Source organism: Dyadobacter sp. HNCC25DJ183 (genome assembly GCF_056895175.1).
The window spans coordinates 557,028-574,954 of the sequence record NZ_JBXHAP010000003.1; the positions used below are offsets into that span (position 1 = coordinate 557,028).

The 17,927-nt window shown below is 49.1% G+C and carries 14 protein-coding genes; 7 read left to right on the plus strand and 7 right to left on the minus strand.

Features of this window, described 5'->3' with window-relative positions; genetic code table 11:
• Positions 1-130: 130 nt before the first annotated feature.
• Complete coding sequence (locus tag AC1XTG_RS09875; RefSeq protein ID WP_484841845.1) at positions 131-289, minus strand: hypothetical protein; 159 nt, start codon at positions 287-289, stop codon at positions 131-133.
• Between the two features lie 524 nt (positions 290-813).
• Between AC1XTG_RS09875 and AC1XTG_RS09880 the strand changes: the two genes are divergently transcribed.
• The 5 genes from AC1XTG_RS09880 (at position 814) to AC1XTG_RS09900 (ending at position 5,023) form a co-directional block, all read left to right on the plus strand.
• A complete protein-coding gene (locus AC1XTG_RS09880) occupies positions 814-1,620 on the plus strand; it encodes an SDR family oxidoreductase (protein ID WP_484841846.1) in 807 nt (268 codons plus the stop codon).
• Between the two features lie 55 nt (positions 1,621-1,675).
• Positions 1,676-2,593: a helix-turn-helix domain-containing protein gene (locus tag AC1XTG_RS09885; RefSeq protein WP_484841847.1), complete on the plus strand. Its 918-nt coding sequence runs from the start codon at positions 1,676-1,678 to the stop codon at positions 2,591-2,593.
• Positions 2,594-2,758: 165 nt separating this feature from the next.
• Entirely contained in the window at positions 2,759-3,217 is a 459-nt protein-coding gene (locus AC1XTG_RS09890) for a DUF4440 domain-containing protein (protein ID WP_484841848.1), read from the plus strand.
• A gap of 72 nt (positions 3,218-3,289) precedes the next feature.
• Positions 3,290-4,126, plus strand: a complete 837-nt coding sequence (locus tag AC1XTG_RS09895; RefSeq protein ID WP_484841849.1) for an AraC family transcriptional regulator — start codon at positions 3,290-3,292, stop codon at positions 4,124-4,126.
• A gap of 72 nt (positions 4,127-4,198) precedes the next feature.
• A complete protein-coding gene (locus tag AC1XTG_RS09900) occupies positions 4,199-5,023 on the plus strand; it encodes an NAD-dependent epimerase/dehydratase family protein (RefSeq protein ID WP_484841850.1) in 825 nt (274 codons plus the stop codon).
• A 142-nt stretch (positions 5,024-5,165) separates the two neighbouring features.
• On the opposite strand, the gene AC1XTG_RS09905 is transcribed toward AC1XTG_RS09900, so the two are convergent.
• From AC1XTG_RS09905 to AC1XTG_RS09915, 3 genes are all read right to left on the minus strand, one after another.
• Positions 5,166-5,585: an ester cyclase gene (locus AC1XTG_RS09905; RefSeq protein WP_484841851.1), complete on the minus strand. Its 420-nt coding sequence runs from the start codon at positions 5,583-5,585 to the stop codon at positions 5,166-5,168.
• 71 nt (positions 5,586-5,656) lie between these two features.
• Entirely contained in the window at positions 5,657-6,529 is an 873-nt protein-coding gene (locus AC1XTG_RS09910; protein WP_056288975.1) for an AraC family transcriptional regulator, read from the minus strand.
• A gap of 60 nt (positions 6,530-6,589) precedes the next feature.
• Positions 6,590-6,991 (minus strand): VOC family protein, encoded by a 402-nt coding sequence (locus AC1XTG_RS09915; RefSeq protein ID WP_056288972.1) that lies wholly within the window; start codon positions 6,989-6,991, stop codon positions 6,590-6,592.
• A gap of 290 nt (positions 6,992-7,281) precedes the next feature.
• On the opposite strand from AC1XTG_RS09915, the gene AC1XTG_RS09920 reads away from it, so the two are divergent.
• Positions 7,282-7,716, plus strand: a complete 435-nt coding sequence (locus tag AC1XTG_RS09920; RefSeq protein ID WP_484841852.1) for a VOC family protein — start codon at positions 7,282-7,284, stop codon at positions 7,714-7,716.
• A gap of 155 nt (positions 7,717-7,871) precedes the next feature.
• Here the strand turns inward: AC1XTG_RS09920 and AC1XTG_RS09925 are convergent, their stop codons facing one another.
• Both AC1XTG_RS09925 and AC1XTG_RS09930 read right to left on the minus strand, forming a co-directional pair.
• Positions 7,872-8,255, minus strand: coding sequence for a RidA family protein (locus tag AC1XTG_RS09925; protein WP_484841853.1), 384 nt, complete (start codon positions 8,253-8,255; stop codon positions 7,872-7,874).
• 123 nt (positions 8,256-8,378) lie between these two features.
• Positions 8,379-13,709: a S8 family serine peptidase gene (locus tag AC1XTG_RS09930; protein WP_484841854.1), complete on the minus strand. Its 5,331-nt coding sequence runs from the start codon at positions 13,707-13,709 to the stop codon at positions 8,379-8,381.
• A 190-nt stretch (positions 13,710-13,899) separates the two neighbouring features.
• On the opposite strand from AC1XTG_RS09930, the gene AC1XTG_RS09935 reads away from it, so the two are divergent.
• Positions 13,900-15,480, plus strand: coding sequence for a PAS domain-containing sensor histidine kinase (locus AC1XTG_RS09935; protein ID WP_484841855.1), 1,581 nt, complete (start codon positions 13,900-13,902; stop codon positions 15,478-15,480).
• A gap of 42 nt (positions 15,481-15,522) precedes the next feature.
• Here the strand turns inward: AC1XTG_RS09935 and AC1XTG_RS09940 are convergent, their stop codons facing one another.
• Entirely contained in the window at positions 15,523-17,922 is a 2,400-nt protein-coding gene (locus AC1XTG_RS09940; RefSeq protein ID WP_484841856.1) for an ABC transporter permease, read from the minus strand.
• Positions 17,923-17,927 lie beyond the last annotated feature (5 nt).

A 17,927-nucleotide genomic window follows, 5' to 3' on the forward strand; every position in this document is an offset into this window, starting at 1 on the left:
TTTGTTTTATGAAGTACATTCATCTACATGAGAGATCAAACTTCTTGACAGCCAGAAAGAGCTAATCCAAGTTGCAATTACTGAATATGGTTTTGCCGATGGTGCAAACCGAATATTGTAAGGAGAGTTATCAATCCTGCATGCGCACTTTCTTGTTCTGTAAATGAGCTTTGATCTGCTCAAAATTCATATCTGCAATGTCGTTTGAAATTCTTTCCTTTATGGATCTGAAAGCCTTAACAGTATCAAACTCTTTCTCTTTGATTTGTTTTTTGGTTTCAGTCTTCATAGTTAATAATGTCTTTTGGTGAACGTATTTCTAATGTCTGGTAGCCTACACGAAAATAAAAGCGTTGTGTCATAAGGCAAATTTCAAGTTTCAGACGCTCGGTGTTACAAGTTAGTAACCTCCTTCCAAACAGTCACATAGGATTCCAAATTCCCACCCAAAACTTCTCGAACTATTCGAATCAAAGTCGAAAGCCTGATTTGGTTTTACGAAGTTAGCTAAACGGTAACAGGTGCACAGCCGATGCTAGACTATGTCTTGTCCGTATCCACTGAAGATTCAGCACACACTCGCCCGTCCGGAGAATATTTTCAGTCGTTTTAGATTGCGCTGCTGTGCCGATCATACAGCGATACCCAAGTCAGAAAACGGATAAAATTGAAAAGAGTACTAGTTTCTTGCGCAGATTTATTACCATCCCTATTTTTCACAAGACCATTTCGGCTACAACAATCTCCACATCCACTACAAGCGCCCGCGCCGAGCCACGGAAATTTGTCTTCTGAAAATAACAAGTGAGACAAATGACAAAAACGATTTTTATTACGGGTGCTTCAACAGGTATCGGAAGGGCTACGGCCAAATTGTTTGCGGCCAAAGGCTGGAAGGTAATTGCGACCATGCGCAAGCCTGAAAATGAAACAGAACTCAATGTGCTGGACAATGTAACCGTGCTGCCGCTCGACGTGACCAGCCCGGCGCGAATCCGTGAAATAACGCAGCAGGCGCTGTCTTTGGGGGATATTGATGTGGTATTCAACAATGCGGGCTATGGATTGTTCGGCGCGTTGGAAGCGATGACCGACGAGCAGTTGGTACAGCAAATGGACACCAACTTTTTCGGTGTCGTACGGGTGACGCAGGCTTTTATTCCTTATTTCCGTGAACGGAAAGCGGGACTTTTTATCACGACCGGCTCATCCGCGGGGTTAATGGCATTTCCGGTAAGCTCCATGTACGATGCCAGCAAATTCGCGCTGGAAGGTTGGGCGGAAAGCTTGTCCTACGAGCTGAATGAGTTTGGGATCGGCATTAAAACCATTGAACCAGGATTGGTGGCGACCGAAATTGGGGCGAAATCAGTGTTTGCCTCGCATCCGGCTTACGAAGCGATTATAGGCAAATTCACAGCAATGCTGGCAACTGGCAACGCCCCGACGACTTCCGAGCAAATCGCCGAAGTGGTGTACGGCGCTGCAACTGACGGTACTGATACATTGAGATATGTTTGCGGTGACGATGCCATTGAATGGTATGCGCTGCGCCTGGCTAAAGGCGACGAAGCTTTTCGGGACGGGATCAAACAACTATTAGCTGCTGTTGAAAATTAAAACGGTCTGCCGGCGCAGGCCTGAACGATTTGCGCCGGCAGACCATTATGTGATTATGAAAAGGGAACATCTCAAACCGCGCGTTTATCACTCGATTTCCGAAATGCAGCGCGCATTCGGTCTGCCGCAACCTTTGCACCCGCTGATCAGCTTGCTCGATTTCAATAAGGTGCGGATCACTGCCGAAATGCTGGCCGAGACTTTTGTCATGGATTTTTATAACATTACCTACAACGAATCGGCGGGCTGCCGGATGCGATACGGGCAAACCACTTACGATTTTCAGGTAGGCGGAATGTTTTTTTCCTCTCCCGGCCAGCCGCTGACGGGCATTCAGGTGGCAGAAGAAACGCTTGGATTTACCTTGCTGGTTCACCCTGATTTTCTGCGAAATTATCCGTTGGACGCTAAAATCAAGCATTATGGCTTCTTCTCATACTCGGTAACCGAGTCGCTGCATTTGTCGGACAGGGAAAAGTCGATCATAGAGAGCATTGGCAGCAACATCGGCGACGAGCTCGAAACGGCGATCGACGACCTGAGCCAGGATGTGCTGATTTCGCAGCTGGAACTGCTGTTGAATTACAGCCAGCGGTTTTATAAACGTCAATTTATCACCCGCAAAACAATCAATAATGCATTGCTCGAAAAGCTGGATCAATTGCTGAATAATTATTTCGATGACAAAACCGCCCTGCTGAAAGGGCTGCCGAGTGTCCAGTATCTCTCGGATGAATTACACGTCTCGCCCCGCTATCTCGGCGACATGCTCCGCGCACTGACCGGCCAGAATACGCAGCAGCACATTCACAATAAGCTGATCGAAAAAGCAAAGGAGGTGCTCACATTCAGTGATCTGACAGTAGGTGAGATCGCCTACCAGCTCGGTTTCGAGCATCCGCAGTCTTTTAGTAAGTTGTTTAAATCAAAGACAAACGTTTCTCCCCTGGAATTTAGGGCGAGTTTTAATTGAGAAAGGCTGGTTAGGTTGCGTATTAAAAGCCTGCTTACTTAGATCATTTGAATGAGGGCAACGGTCAAAACCAGATAATTACAAGCGCGCCTTTATTATCTTGTAAAACATTAGCATTACTCCTGATTGTAACACATTTAAATCTAACAAGCTGACCATATTACTATGAAACGATTTGTCTTTTTACTCCTGTCACTTTTCGGTGGCTTCAATGCCGTGGCGCAAATTGACACGACCAGCTATGCCACAGAAAGACAGGAAATCAGGGCACTAATGCGCAATAGGAAACCGGATGTACAAATTGATTGCAAAGACTTTATCGCGGTAGGACCCAAGGGTGACATTTCCTTTTCGCACGAGCAATGGCAGGGTGTGCAATCGAAGGAGAAAGTGGTTTTCAAATCGGTGCGGCCGGTGCCTGGCAACGAATTCATTCGCATTTATGACGGGAATATGGCCGTGGTCAATTTCCTGATTAATGTTCAGCTCGAAGTCGATGGACGGGAGGTGAATATGAAAGTCAGGAGACTGGAAGTTTTTCATAGAAATGCAGGCAGCTGGTGCCGCGTAGCCGGACAGGGTACGGAGGTGGATGAGAAGCTGTTTCCGGTAAAGACGAATTGATCAGCAAAGAGCCAGACCTGCGGCGTTTTCCAGCAAATGCGAATTATGAAAGGAGCAACAAAAAGCCATTCGATGCCGGCAAATTTGAGCCAGAACGAGCAGCTTCCGATCCGGATCGTGTCTCCCGGTTTCGGGCATTTGCCAAAGGAGACTGTCGACAGGCAGGAGCTTACACACAGGCTTCCATACTATTTCCTGCTCTTTGTAATAGAGGGTACGAGCCGCCACAAGGTAGATATGGACGAGTTTGAGATCGAGAAAAACGAACTGCTGTTTTCGTTGCCACATCAGATTCAGCAGCTCCCGGAAATGGGACATGGTGCCGACTATTTTAAGATAGGATTTGATAATGAATGTTTATCCAGACTGCCACGGCAATATCCTTTTCTGCTGAATCCACTCAATCAGCATAAAGTAACTTTTTCTCCTGCCGCCGCAGTGAGGCTGCATTCAATATTTGCGATATTGAAAGATTTGCTGAGTAGGCCCGATACAGACCCGGAACTGATTTTGGCGCACCTGAACAGTCTGCTGACCGAGATCAATACGGCTTATTTTGCAGGGGAGGGGAGACAGGCAGATGATCGTATCACCAAGTTTATCGGGTTCAAGGTATTTGTAGAAAATAACCTGACAGGTCATCCAACAATCCGGGACATTGCTGAGTCGCTGGCAGTGAGTCAGGACAGCCTGTATCAAATAGTGAAGCAGTATTCGGGACTTTCGCCCAAGGAATTTGTCACAAACCGGCTGATCCTTGAAGCCCGGCGCAGGATATATTATGGCGAGCGCACATCCGTGAAAGAGCTGGCTTTCGACCTGGGTTTCAATGATCCAGATTACTTTTCCCGCCTGTTCAAGAAAGTGACAGGCAAAACAGTCGCCAGCTTTTTTCAGGATTTGTCCTGAACCAGTCGTTTTTCGTCCGGCCCGATTCGAATCAATGTTCGGAGCTTTGTTCATCACTTTAAAATAAGGACTATGGACAAAGGATCTGAGAAGATATTGATCACCGGTAGCACCGGACTGGTAGGCGCCAGACTGCTTCCCCGACTTGCAGACGCAGGTTTTGCCTGTCATGCATTGATCCGAGAAGGAAAACAAGCCCCTGCCAATGTGCCCTTCACGGCGGGCGACCTGCTAAACCCGCAAACGCTCATAGAAGCTGTAAAACGCGCATCCGCGATTATCCATCTCGCGGCCGTATTCCGGACTGCCGACACGGATCTGATCTGGAAAAGCAACTTCGAAGCGACACAAAACCTTATAGAGGCGACGAAGAAATATGCACCCACTGCACGGTTTATTCTGGCAAGCACGGCGCATGTTTATAATGTCAATAACCCGCATCCCGGACGGGAGGACGATCTTTTGAACCCGGAGCTTGCCTATCCGGCGAGCAAGCTGGCAGAGCATGCATTGCGCACGAGCGGGCTTAACTGGTCTGTGCTGCGGTTCCCTTTTGTATACGGTGATAACGACGGGCACATCGCCATGTTGCCTGAGCACGTGCTGGGAAAGTGGCACCCGGCTGCCAGAATGAGCATTATTCACCATCGCGACATCGCCAATGCGATCAAAATGGCCCTTGCCGGCAAGATGGACGGGCAGGTTGTGAACATTTCCGACGAATGCCCGATGTCCGTCTACGAGCTGCTGCAGTTGGTGGGTGTAAGAATGGAATCTTCCTCCGAGCCTTTGACTAATCCCTGGCATTTGCAAGTGGATAGTTCGCTGGCGCGGAGCCTTGGCTTTCAGGCAGAGGTGCGGACCGTGTATCAAGCTGTCAGGGAAAATCTGTTGTGAGGCTTTTATTCCAAATTTATCTGAAAACCGATCCTGAGGATAATTCTTCCTGAGATGTGCTCAACCGAAAAGTTCCGCAAGCGATATCTTCCGACTCGTTGCGGGACTTTCGTTTAACGATCAGCGTCGATCAGATCGCTGTTCAGTTTTGCAACTGCGACAGTACATCCGACAGCGTTGTAATTCCCCAATGTTCAAAGTACCTGCCATCTTTTACCCGGACGATATCAATCACGTCAATGTTGACCGCCCGTCCAGTCGCCGGAATACCCAGTAACTCACCGGTCTGAGTTCCGCTGATTGTCTTCCGGGTAGTAACCAGATCACCTTCTGCAACCTGTTGGTGGATCGTCACGTGAATGTCGGGCATTGCAGGGCGAAGGATTTCATTGAAAAAGTAGATCATTCCATCTGCACCATTGCTCATTCCCTCGGGTGCTGAACGATTTACAAATTGCCCGTCCATGAGTTCATTGAAGCTTTGAAGATTGCCTTCTGCGATTACTTCCTGATTGAAGCGGCGTACTACTGCTTTGTTGTTTTCGGTTGTTGTTTCCATCATTAATATGTTTTTGTGATGGCCCGAAATTACAGGTGCAGTCAGCTGAGCAGTTAAGGATAGACGGTCAACCGCTACGGCGCAACGTTCAAATGCTTTTGCTGGTAATCACTCGGCGTGCTTCCGAAGTGATTACGGAATGCTTCTGAGAAACTGGAATGGTTCTGATAACCGACCCGCATATAAACTCCTGACGGACTCTCATCAAAAGTTCTGAGCAAGTCTGCCGCCAGTTCAAGCCTTTTGGCCAATAACCATTTTTGAGGTGAGGTTTGATAAATCTCGCTGAACTTCCTCTTGAATGTGGAAGTACTCATGTGGCAAAGAAATGCGAGATCCTCCACCGTAGTGGGCTGACCGATCTGGCTTTCAACCACTTTTTTAATCTGCAATTGCTGTTTGTCGCGGGTCAATATTTGAATTGCATGAAATCTTTCCGGATCAGTCTGGAACATATACAACAGCAGTTCCTCGATTTTAAGTAACCGGATTTCAGCTGATAAATCCCCGTCATTGTTCAGCAAAACTTGCAATGAGGCAATGAAATGCTTTATAAAAGTATCCTGCCTGAAAATTAAAAACGGCTGCTTGTTAGCTTTGGCGGTGGCTGCATTCAACAGGTGCTCGTACTTGATCAGAAAGCGGTTGAACACTTCATTGCTGAAATAAAAGAGGATACTTGTGAATTGGTTTGTACCGGCAAGCAGCTCGGAAGTAAGTACATTACCCGTTGAAAGAACAACAAGCTCGCCTGCGTTAACAACCGCTGTCGCATCAGGATAGATGATTGTCTTCGTCCCGCTCACAAGCAAGTTGATCATATTCTTGTTCAGGACGATCCTGTTCTTGACTGAGTCACGGTCGGAGTTGTAGTAACGGATTACGACATCGTCCGCTTGCGCCGCAGGATCATCCAAAAGATCATCAGGCAGGTAGTAGGTGTTCATTTTTGACTTAACAACTTTATGTTCTCCGCGTCGCTTATTGCGACTCCGATGCAAATTAAGCTATTTAAAACGCTCTGCTGCATCTGGCGTTATGGGGGTGAAAAAATTGATCAGGTTACCGTCTGGATCCCGGAACAAGAGCGACCGGTTGCCCCAGGGCATTGTTGTTGGTTTTTGTACAATGCACGCTTTAAGGAAATCAGATAGTCTTTCATAATGCGCATCTACATCATCAACCCGAAATTCCAAAATGACCGAACGGTTTGTAGAAGGCGTAGCCACACTTTCTCCACCAAAAAAGTTGAGCGTGCGCGTGCTGCCAATCGCTAATGTGGCCAGGGGAGTACGGAATTCGGCAAAGTCTTCGGTAAGCCGGTGCGCATCGGATCCGGTGATTTGCTGATAAAAATCGATCAGTGCATTGATGTTCCCCGTGATAATCCGAGTTGAATTGAATGTCATAATTAATGAGGATTAAATTTTCCTCAAAGCAACATGGACCGCATGACAACAGTGTGTCAGCAGGGCGGACTATCCGTAAACATTTAATGTAGATTTTTGTGAAAAAGCAGTTTGGCGGTATTTACCCTCTAAATTGTCGCATTTGCACAGGTTCAAATGCCAGACTAAATTTCACCTTTGCACGGTCAGCAACATTCTGATCGCGACGATAGTAGCCACAGCAGCTATATCAATGTGAAAACGGAAATGCTGAACAGCTTGGACAAAAAATCAAAACTTAAAATAAGATCATGAGAACAGTCAATCCCTGGATCAACTTCAATGGAAATGCAGAAGAAGCATTCACTTTTTACAAATCTGTTTTTGGTGGAGATTTTACAAAGATCATTCGATTCAAAGACCTGTCAAGCGACGAGTTCCCTATACCGGAAAGCGAGGCAAACAAAATAATGACCATTGTTTTACCAATAGGAAAACATAATGTGTTAATCGCCAATGATGTTCCGGAATTTATGGGGCGGGTAAATGAAAACGAAAACAGGTCTAAAATTTCAATCAGCACCGAAACGCGCGAAGAAGCAGACCAAATCTTCAATGCACTATCAGCCGGCGGGAGCATCGAAGGGCCAATTGACGAAAGCCCCTGGGGTACTTACGCGGGAATGTTCAGAGACAAGTATGGAATTGAATGGATCGTAGAGTTTGATCCGGCTTATGTTGGATGAAAATGGTTAAACTCAGGTAACTAAGCAGCCACAGAGTGGCTTCCTGTTTATAGGAAGGAACATAATCACAAGCTCCAGCCGGCTCCTGCGGAGCCTCCTGATATCGGCTGATTCAGGAAGCTCCGCAGAGAACCGTAAAGCGCTCCGGCACATTTTCAGTTCTGATTAGCTTCTAACTTCAGGCTCGCCATAGTAGTTAATTCCACGCGCGCCTGCTTCGGCAAACCTGCTACGGCAATGCAGGTGCGGGTTGGAAAACGGTCCGTGAAATAAGTCTGGTAAACTGCATTCAGCTCGTCGAAATACCGCATATCGGTCAGATATACCGTCACGCTCACAATGTGGCTGAAAGTCAGGTTGTGCTCAGTAAGTATCGTCTCGATATTTGTAAATACCTGTCTAACCTCATCCTGGAAAGAGGTAGTCACGAGCTGTCCGCCAGCCGAGCCGATCTGACCTGAAATAAACAAGAATCCGTTGGAAACCAAAGCTTTTGAAATAGGAACTGCCTGTGCAGCAGCATTTTCATTTGTACTCATGTGATCAATTATCATTTAAATGTTTGCATCTGAATGCCAATTTATGCCCTTTGGGCGAAAGAATCCGGCTCTGCCCGCATTAAAAGCAGATTTTCTGTAATGGGTTTGTCCACGCACGTCTCGCTACTCCTTCATGACTCTAAGCCGCACTTCTCCTTCGTTTGATTTAACATTGAGCAGGTAAAGGCCGCCAGGCAGGTCTGGTGTCCCGAGCTGAATATCCAGAGCAGATGTAACTTCCCGGAATTTCATTTGCTTGCGAACTTTACCCGAGAGATCAATCACTTCGATCTCAACAGGTCCTTTTACTACGCCCTGCGGTTCAAGCCTGAAAATGTCCCGTGATGGATTCGGGAAGATGCGCCATGCTGTTGAAGTATTAAAAATCACTGCCCGCATCGAGGAATATTCAAAGCTACCGTCGACATCAACCATTTTCAAACGGTAATAATGTGTGTTGTCAAACGTGGATTTGTCGTCAGCGAAAGCGTACTGCTGCACACCCGGCATTGCTTTGCCTTTTACGATGCCAAGATCAGTAAATAGTCCCTTTTTTGCGTTTTCCGAACTTACTGCCACCTGGACAACAAAGTGACTGAATGCCTTCTCCGCAGCAGTCGCCCATTTCAACTGGACGGCCGTATGCTCCCCTGAATGGATTTTTTCTGCAGTAAAACTGATCAGCTCGGCAGGCAAAGGCGTGCCCGTACCAATATAGCTTTTCGCCAGCCAGAATTCCGAAAAAGTCTTTGTTTCAAATTCGAGATAATACCCGTTCCGATAGGGGACTTTCTTGACTTTGTCAGTAGGAAAATAATCCCATCCTTCATTTGCATTGTTGCCCAGATTTCCATCCTGATTTGGGCCCGCGTATTTCGTCAGGCTCAGGTCGTAAACGGATGCGGGCTTAATAAGGTCGGGGTAGGCTGTGTCAGTTACCAATCGTTCGATGGTCGCCTCCGGAATGTACAACCGGACACCGACGGGATTATCCAGATCCACATCCGTATTAATGACCCAATTCCTGTCCAGTATCAATTGATCTTTACTGAATTGCAACGCGCCCTCGTTTAAATAACTGTTAAGACCAATGCGCTCAATGTTCTGCCCGCGGGGCTCGAGCGCCATAGCGATCTTATCGTTAATGAAATAAGGAACCCATCCGCCATTGGATAAATAGGAAGGACCCATATTGGATGTATTAGAACTACCATCATAGATATCGTAGGGCATGCTGTAAATATGAACGTCGTCAATGACGATATTCCGTTTGGCAACATTACTGTTTGTTTTAATAACAAAACGGAGCCGCAAATTGGATTGGTAAGGCAAAGTAGTCGTAAATACGCGCCATCCGGTTGCTACTTTTCCGCTCCAATGACCAAGTCCATCTTTTTGCTGATTATACCAATTTGTCCCATCTCCATTGGTACCCACCCGGTACCATCCGTATCCCGAATTGTACTCTAAGTACAGCATATCACAAGCATTCCCATCGCAATCTTCCATATCTATTTTCGCGCTGAAACTCAGGTGCAACGGATACGAGTTCATATTAAAGCAGGGGGAGTACAGATAGGATTCGCTGTTGCTGCCGGCACCTTCGGGGTCTGTCTTCCATGCATTATTTCCACTTCCGGCTACACTTTCCCCGGTTGCTTCGGGCGTGACAAACTGCCACAATGAATGGTCTCCCTCTGTGAACCACCCGCCGTTACCCAGCTCAAAGTTTTCCAGGTGCGTGTTGTCAATGGAGATTGTTGCTGCTGTAAAGAGCTCAACTTCCAGGGTATCATTTGCCCGGTTAATGTCGGATCCTTTGTCTGACCAAACTCTGACGAGGCGCTTTCCCGATGTATAAATCTCAGTTGGGTAATACAATCTCACCACAGTGCTATCATCCTTTCTGATGATATCAATGGTATGTTCGGAAACTTTACCGTCAACGGACATTTTGACCGGGACATTTACATTATTATCGCTGCCGTTATTCCTCAACACTGCGTCGAGCGACGCAGGAGCGGCAGATTCACAAGGGGATACCGGAGGCGCATGCAACCGGACGAGCTCGACATCGCTGGTCGTTTTGAACAACTTAATATTGTCAACGATAAAACCATCCTCCGGGTAGGTATTGAATGCCTCGGCTGCCCATCTGACCTGAAACCCGGCTGAGAAATCCTGTCCGTTACTTCGAAGCAATGGGGTAACATCGACAGACACCAGCTTGAACCAATTATCGAACTCGCCGTAAGTTCCGGCATCCTGGACGTAGGCCAGGATCCAGGGATCATTGCCGCTGCCGCGAATGTACACCCTGTTAAAGTCGTGGCTGTTGGAGCCTGCCTCTTGGTGTTTGAAAGTAAGCCTTACCTCGTCATTCTGTACATGATAATTCGAAAGGTTATATGTTCCTTCCAAATAGCTCCGGGCTGTTTCGGTATCATTACGCGTGTTGTCGAGGATAAATGCGACCTGTGTCGATGACCATATCTTTGAACTATCCGCTATTCTAAGCCGGCCTTCACCGTTTACCCTGATAAAATCATATTCCGCCGCACCTTGCAGGGCTATTGTTGTTTCACGGACATCCATTGCAGGAAGAGAGCCGGCATGATGTACATAAGGTAATACCAGCTTTGGATTAGGTAATTGCCGGAGACCAACGGCAAGAGAATCGTTTTGTTTCACGGGATCACCGGCAAGTCGGAGGCGCACGAGTAATGTAGCCTCGTTCAGGGATGCCAGATCCGCCTTTTTTTGGAAAGTGTAGTCAGCACTTGCCAGTGCTGCCAGCGGCGTATTCACAGTTTCCCAATGCATTGCTCCCCCCAGTGAGTAACCCACTTCATAAGGTCCCGCCTGCGGCTGATCGTCGAGGTTTTTGATCCGTATCTGAATGGAATGCTCGGGTAAGTAGGCGGCGTAGGTAAACTTTCTGGCATTTGGAAGCGGAGAGAGTACGGCTTCCAATTTAAGATTATTGTCAGAGATACTTCCTGCGCAGGTACCCGAATCCGGTTTTCTGATAACGGCAAACGAGCGTCGCCCGGGCACCTGATCTTTTCGCGCCCTGACGGATACATAATAAACAGAGTCTAGCGAAAGTCCTGATAAGGTGTATTTCAATGCATTTGTAATGGCAACCGACTTCATCTCGCCACCGAGTGAAAACATCACTTCATAATCAGAAGCCCCGTTCACAGCATTCCATTGTAATGCAATGTACCCTTCACATTGAGCAGATTGAAGTGTGACGGAAGGGACGCCGATGATAGCAAAAGCGCCGCTCACGCTGCTGCTGCCATTCCGCTCTATTTTGACCTTTGCCTTGCCCGTCGCTGCATCCGGCACTGTCCAGGGCAACTGACGCTGGTCGGCTGCAACATTCGCATTCAGCGTTGTCCAGGCTGCTCCGTCATTCAGCGAATACGACACTTTGAAAGTGCTGGTTGGATCTCCGTAAGACTCCCAGCATATATTAAGTGCATCGCCTTTCGTCAAATGGTCTCCTGCCAGCGGGTAGGTGAGAGTCAGTGACGGTTCTATCACATCGTAAACAATAAAATATTCCTGTACCCCCTGCGGAATCCTTGTTGCCGCAACTTCAAATGTATAGGTACCTGGCGCAGGCGTATCCACGACAATTTGCTCGATATTATTTAACGAGTCAATGCCCGACTTAGCTGCCGCTGTCGGGTCCGCTGCCGAAGGAAAGAGAGGCCGCATTTTGGTGTTGTCGGGTTCGATAACGGATAAATCCAGGTTGTTTACCAATGCGCTGCCGCCCGCGAGCATAGCTGGCGCAGGATCATTCCAGTAAATGAGCACCTTCAATTTGGCGGTATTTGCCGGAACAACGATCTGGTGGGTCTTCTTGGCAGCATGCGCGACCGTACCGGAGAAAAAATGGCCTTTGTCCAGCATAGTTACCGATCGCAGCAGGTTCATGAGCCCAAACCCGTAGGTATAGTCTGGCCCTGGCAAGCCCTGGTCGGTAGCACCATTGGTAATCAGCGCCTTCATTAATGCATTTTTAGGATTTTGGCCCTGATTCAGCTGCCGGTACCGCTGGTAAAGTAAAGCCGCTCCACCGGTAACAGCCGGTGTGGCCATGCTCGTACCGGAAGCACTTTGGTACGTGTTGCCCGGTATCGTTGAAAAAATGGCGCTTCCCGGCGCAGTAATTTCCGGTTTGATCCGTCCATCTGCGACCGGGCCTTTCGATGAAGTTGGGTTAATGAGCAAGTTTGCCTGTGTCATGCCCACGGTCAGCACGTTTTTAGCGGACTGAAAAGTACCAAGAACGGTACCGTAACCCGCCGGCGACACCTGACAGTTTGTTTCCATGCCACTATTCCCGGCAGCAAAAATATGTTGCAAATGCGGGAGTTCGAAAGCTTGTTGATCCAGTATGGGTGAGTCATAAGTGTATGTGCCAAACGTGCCGCAACCACTTCCGCCCGGGTAGGTATTGCTGGTAACTACCATGCCGTAATCCCGCACAAACTCAGGAGCGTTAAACACGATGTCGGACCTGCGACGGAATACAATTTTGGATTGCGGAGCATACCCTTTGTACTTCTCGTTGAGCAGTCCTGACCCGGCGGCGATCCCACCCACATGTATCCCGTGCCAGGTATTGTTAAGCATATCATAATTGATCACTCGGCGCCCGATGTCCGGATGGAGCAAAGGATTGGAATCATCACCCAGACCAAGCACAACACCCTCGCCTGTCAGCTGGTACCCCAGGAGTGCTGTTGAACCCAGTACATTCGCTTTGGTGCTTGCTGTACTTTTATCATTCAGCATTTCGGAAGGCGGCTGGACTGGCGCAAGATATTGTACCCAGGGAAATGCAGCAAGGTGCTGTAAACTATCTTCGGAGACTCTTACTTCAAGGAGCTGGTAAGATTTCAATTTGTCAGAAAGCACCTCAAAGCCGCTTTTCTGGATATCTCTGATCACCTCATCAAATGTAAAAGACCTTGCAAAGCTCAATGTCACATCCGCCTTCCCGGCCACTTTCTTGGCATGCTCAGGAATGAACCCCGGCTGCAGCAAAGGGTGAAGTATATCCTCGATCCCCGGCCTGAAGATGGCCCTTACTCCCGCTTTTTCAAGTACCTCCCTGTTGATCCGTGCTGTTACTGTAGTTGTATACGCGTAGTCGGGAATGTAGTCCAGCACTTCAATCCCGTTACTTTTTAGATAGGATAAAACGGTTTCACCAGGAATGCTATCAAACTGGATAATCATCAGGAATTTGCCATTTTCCTGTTCCTGTAACCTGCGATTGTTGAATCCCATTTCGTCTGGAATACCTGCAGACAGAGACAGTACCCTGTTTTTAAGAAATAATTGCCGCTGCGCCAGATGCTGCGCAAAGATGCTGGTTGAACTGACTAATAGCAGGATCACCAGACAAGCTGTCCGTGTTTTTGACGTCATTCAAATGTAACTGATAGGGAAGAAGGGCGAAAATAGTCAAAAGAATATGGTCAGCGTGCAATTTGCCAGGTAAATAATTGGGAGTTACAATGGAGCCATTGAAGAATCGTATTCTTTTTTGGTACAAAATTTATAAGAGCCTGCGTGCCGACAAGTTGAAGACGAATACGACCTTAATCGCAGGCAGAATATGGAAATACAATCAATGTATGAACCAGAACCCGGACCACTTTCGGCCGAAGATTCTGTGGCCGTTGTGTCAGCTCTTGCGCAGGCAATCTGGGAGACTGATGGGAGGGGGAATGTTAATGCAGATTCGCCATCCTGGCGCGTATATACCGGGCAGACGCCCGATCAATGGCGGCAGTCGGGTTGGCTGGCGGCAGTTCACCCGGCCGAGCAGCGTGACGCAGCAGCGGTATGGGAAGAGGCACTTGCGACAGGTCAGCCACTCAATGCGGGCCTTCGGGTGCAGCAGGCTGGCGGCGGCTGGAAATTGACCAGTGTGAGAATGATACCTGTAAGTGGGGAAAAGGATACAATAGAGAAATGGATTGGTTGCCTCATAGCTATTCCCGATCATAAAATATCCGGGGCAGCTGCAAAGCAGGAAAGTGAAGACCGCTTTGACATGTTGGTTCAGAACCTGCCCACCCAGGAGAGGCGCTCGGTAGAGGCATTGCAAGAGTCAGAGGAAAGGTTGCGGATATTGGTAGAAAGTATTGTAGACCACGCGATCATTACGCACGATCCCGATGGGATTATCACCAGCTGGAACTCGGGCGCGCAGCATATTTTTGGATACACCGAAACAGAGGCAGTCGGCCAGCCAGACGCACTTATATTCACGGAACAGGACCGCATTAACGGTGAGCATGAAGAGGAGCGGGCTACTGCCTGGCGCGAAGGCCGGGCACTCGACGAACGTTACCACAAGCGGAAAGACGGATCACTCGTGTATCTGTCGGGTGTGATGGCGCCGCTCTATAATCCTGATAACAAACTCATCGGGTTCGTCAAGGTAGCCCGGGATCTCACTCAGAGAAAGCAGATGGAACTTGCGCTCCGGGAGGCCGACCGGCGTAAAGACGAATTTATGGCGATGCTGGGACACGAACTCCGCAACCCGCTTGCGCCGATCCGCAATGTAATTCACATCCTCAAAATGACCCACGGCCATGATCAATCCCTGACTTCGTCACTTGAAATGTTGTCGAGGCAGGTGGACCACATGGTTCGGCTGGTCAATGACCTGCTCGATATGACGCGGATTGTCAAAGGTAAAATTGCTTTGCGCCCTGAGCCAATCGACCTGGTAGCAGTCACCACCCGGGCCATTGAAATGTCCCGGCCGATGTTTGATTCCGCTAACCGCGTACTGACCGTTGACCTGCCGGATCACGCGATTTTTATCAATGGGGATATCACGCGAATTATGCAGATCATCAATAACCTGCTCAACAACGGCGCTAAATTCACCCTGCCCGCCGGGCATGTTCACGTGCGCGTGGCGCAATGGGGCGATCAGGTGATGATGCAGATTCAGGATGATGGATTAGGGATCTCCGGAGAACATCTCGAAGATATTTTCGAAACATTTTATCAGATTGACGTGGCCATTGACCGCTCTCAGGGTGGACTGGGGCTCGGATTGTCAATGGTAAAACAACTGGTAGAGCTACACGGCGGCGACGTGCAGGTAAGCAGCCCGGGTCTTGGACTGGGAACTACATTTACTATCACATTCCCGGCGATCGTGCCGGACAGGTAGCTTCGCAGCACGATCGCGGAATGTGTATCGGGTGATCAAATGCTATTCTGCACGCAGGTATTTCACCGGGTTCGCCGATGCGGCTTTCAACGCGTGTCCTATCACGGTCGCAATGGTTATAAATGCCATGAGTCCCAATGTCGCGAACAACAACCACGCACTAAGCTGAATGCGGTGCGCATATTGCTGCAGCCAGCCGGAGGTAAGCCACCAGCCAAGGGGAGCAGCCAGCAGGAAGCCGACTACAAGCAATCGCGCAAACTCCTTCCCGAAAACCCAGAGTAACTGCTCTGTACGCGCACCCAGCACCCGACGTACGCCGATTTCCTTCGCCCGCTTTTCAGCCATAAATGTGATCAAACCGTAAAGTCCGAGACAGCTTGTGGCCACGGCGATTAATGCGAAAATCTGCACAAAACCCGCAAGCAGGCGCTCCATTCTGGTAAATGAATTCAGCAGGTCATTCAGCAGGTCGGATTTATAGATCTGGTCGGGTAGCGTCTCGTCCCAGGCTGCCTGGATGCTTTGTTCGGTACCTGCCGGATATTTGGGAGAGAGCGTAAGTACGGCCATTGCGGTATGCTGCAAATCGTGGATCAGGGTTACAGGCAGTATCGGCTGGTGCAGGTCGCCGGAGCGGAAATCCTTCACAACACCTACAATCGTGCGGTCACCATCTTTCACGCGCATTCTTTTACCAATCACCGCGCTCACCGGCGATACGCCAAGCTGCCGCACCAGCGTTTCGTTCACCATCACTTCCTGAGCGGCTGTGTCACTTACATTGAAGTTACGCCCTGCAACGAGCGACAACCCAAAAGTGGACAGGTAATTTTCATCTGCTGCGCGCACTCTTGTTTCAAATGCTTCCGGCTCGGTAGCAATGTGATAGCTAAACGGGATGGGTCTGTTGTAAGGGGATACCGGCGGATCGCTTGCGAATGTAACAGCTTCTATCCCTGGTACATTCAGCCAGGTTTCGCGCAATTGGTCGCGCGGTACACTGCCTTGCTGCGGCAGCCACACCACGCGGATGTTATCGTGCCGAAAACCCCAATCCACTTTCTGCATGTGCCGGAGCTGGGCTGTGATCACCAGCACGATGATCAGGAAAAGCTGTGTCAGCAGAAACTGTCCGGTGATCAGTGTACGCCTGACGGTGAAGCCGCCTCTTGCACGCGTAAGCTGACCAGCCAGCGCCTTGGCCGGGTCAAAACCGGACAAGATCCAGGAGGGATAGAGACCCGCGAGCAGCATCACACCAAGAACCAGCGCACCAAACCAGAGCAATGCGCCAGGCTCCAGCAAGTGAAGAATGGAAATATCAGGATGAAGCGTTTGATCCTGATCGGCGAGGGTCTGGTTGACAAGCGGCATCGCCATTTGCGTAAGCAGCAATGCAAACAACACAGCCGCGACCGTGAGCAATGCAGTTTCGAGCATAAATTGTCTGAGCAGCTGAAATCTGTTGCTACCCACCACTTTGCGCACACCCACCTCACGCGCCCGCTGTAATGCCTGTGCGGTAGCGAGGTTGATATAGTTAATGCAGGAAGCAGCCACCAGTAACAAACCCACCGCCATCAATGCATACAGGACCGGCCGCGGCGCCATTCCGCTGCGTTCATGATTGAGGTCTTCCAATGGAAAAACGTGGTAAGCGAAATTTGCAGCTTCTTTGGCCGGCAAATGCTTCTTGCGCACTGCATCCAATGCGCCTGTAAGCTGCTGTTTTCCGGTACCGTCGCGCAGCAGCACAAAACACATACTTTGAAGTCCCTGCCAGTCCAGCAGCGCCTTGGGCGATTCCAGACCTGAAATACTCGCGTAGGATACCAGTGCATCGTAGCGCAGCTGGGTATTGGAAGGCGGGTTTTTGATAATGCCCGTTACGGTAAGGTCTACACGGTTGTCCAGCCGCAATGTGCGTCCCAGCGCCCGCTTTGTGTTGAAGTACTTTTCGGCATATCGCTCGCTGAGTACGATCGTGTTGGGCGACGCCAATGCGGTTTTGCGATCGCCGCTCACCCATTCCACACCAAACAGATCAAAATACTGGGGCTCGGTGAAACACATGTTGCGCGCTTCGCTAAACTTCTTTGCAGCTCGTCCCTTTTCGTTGGGAACGCTGATCGTCCGCCCGAAGAAAGTTTCCAGTCGCACTGCGCTTTCTACAAAGGGATAGTCCCTGCGCAGTACATCTGCCAGCGGGCGGGGCGCTGCATCCGTTTGCATGACAGACTCCCGTTTTACGTCAGTCACCACCCAGTAAGACCGGTCCATGTGAGGATGGTACCTGTCGAAGCTCAGCATGTAATTCACTACTAAAAAGATAACCAGTCCGCTCGCGAAGCCAAGGCTCAGACTGCCGATCCGGATCAGGTTAACCCGGCGTTCCCGCCACATCCGGCGCCAGGAGAGAGTCAGGTAATGAGAAAGCATAAGTG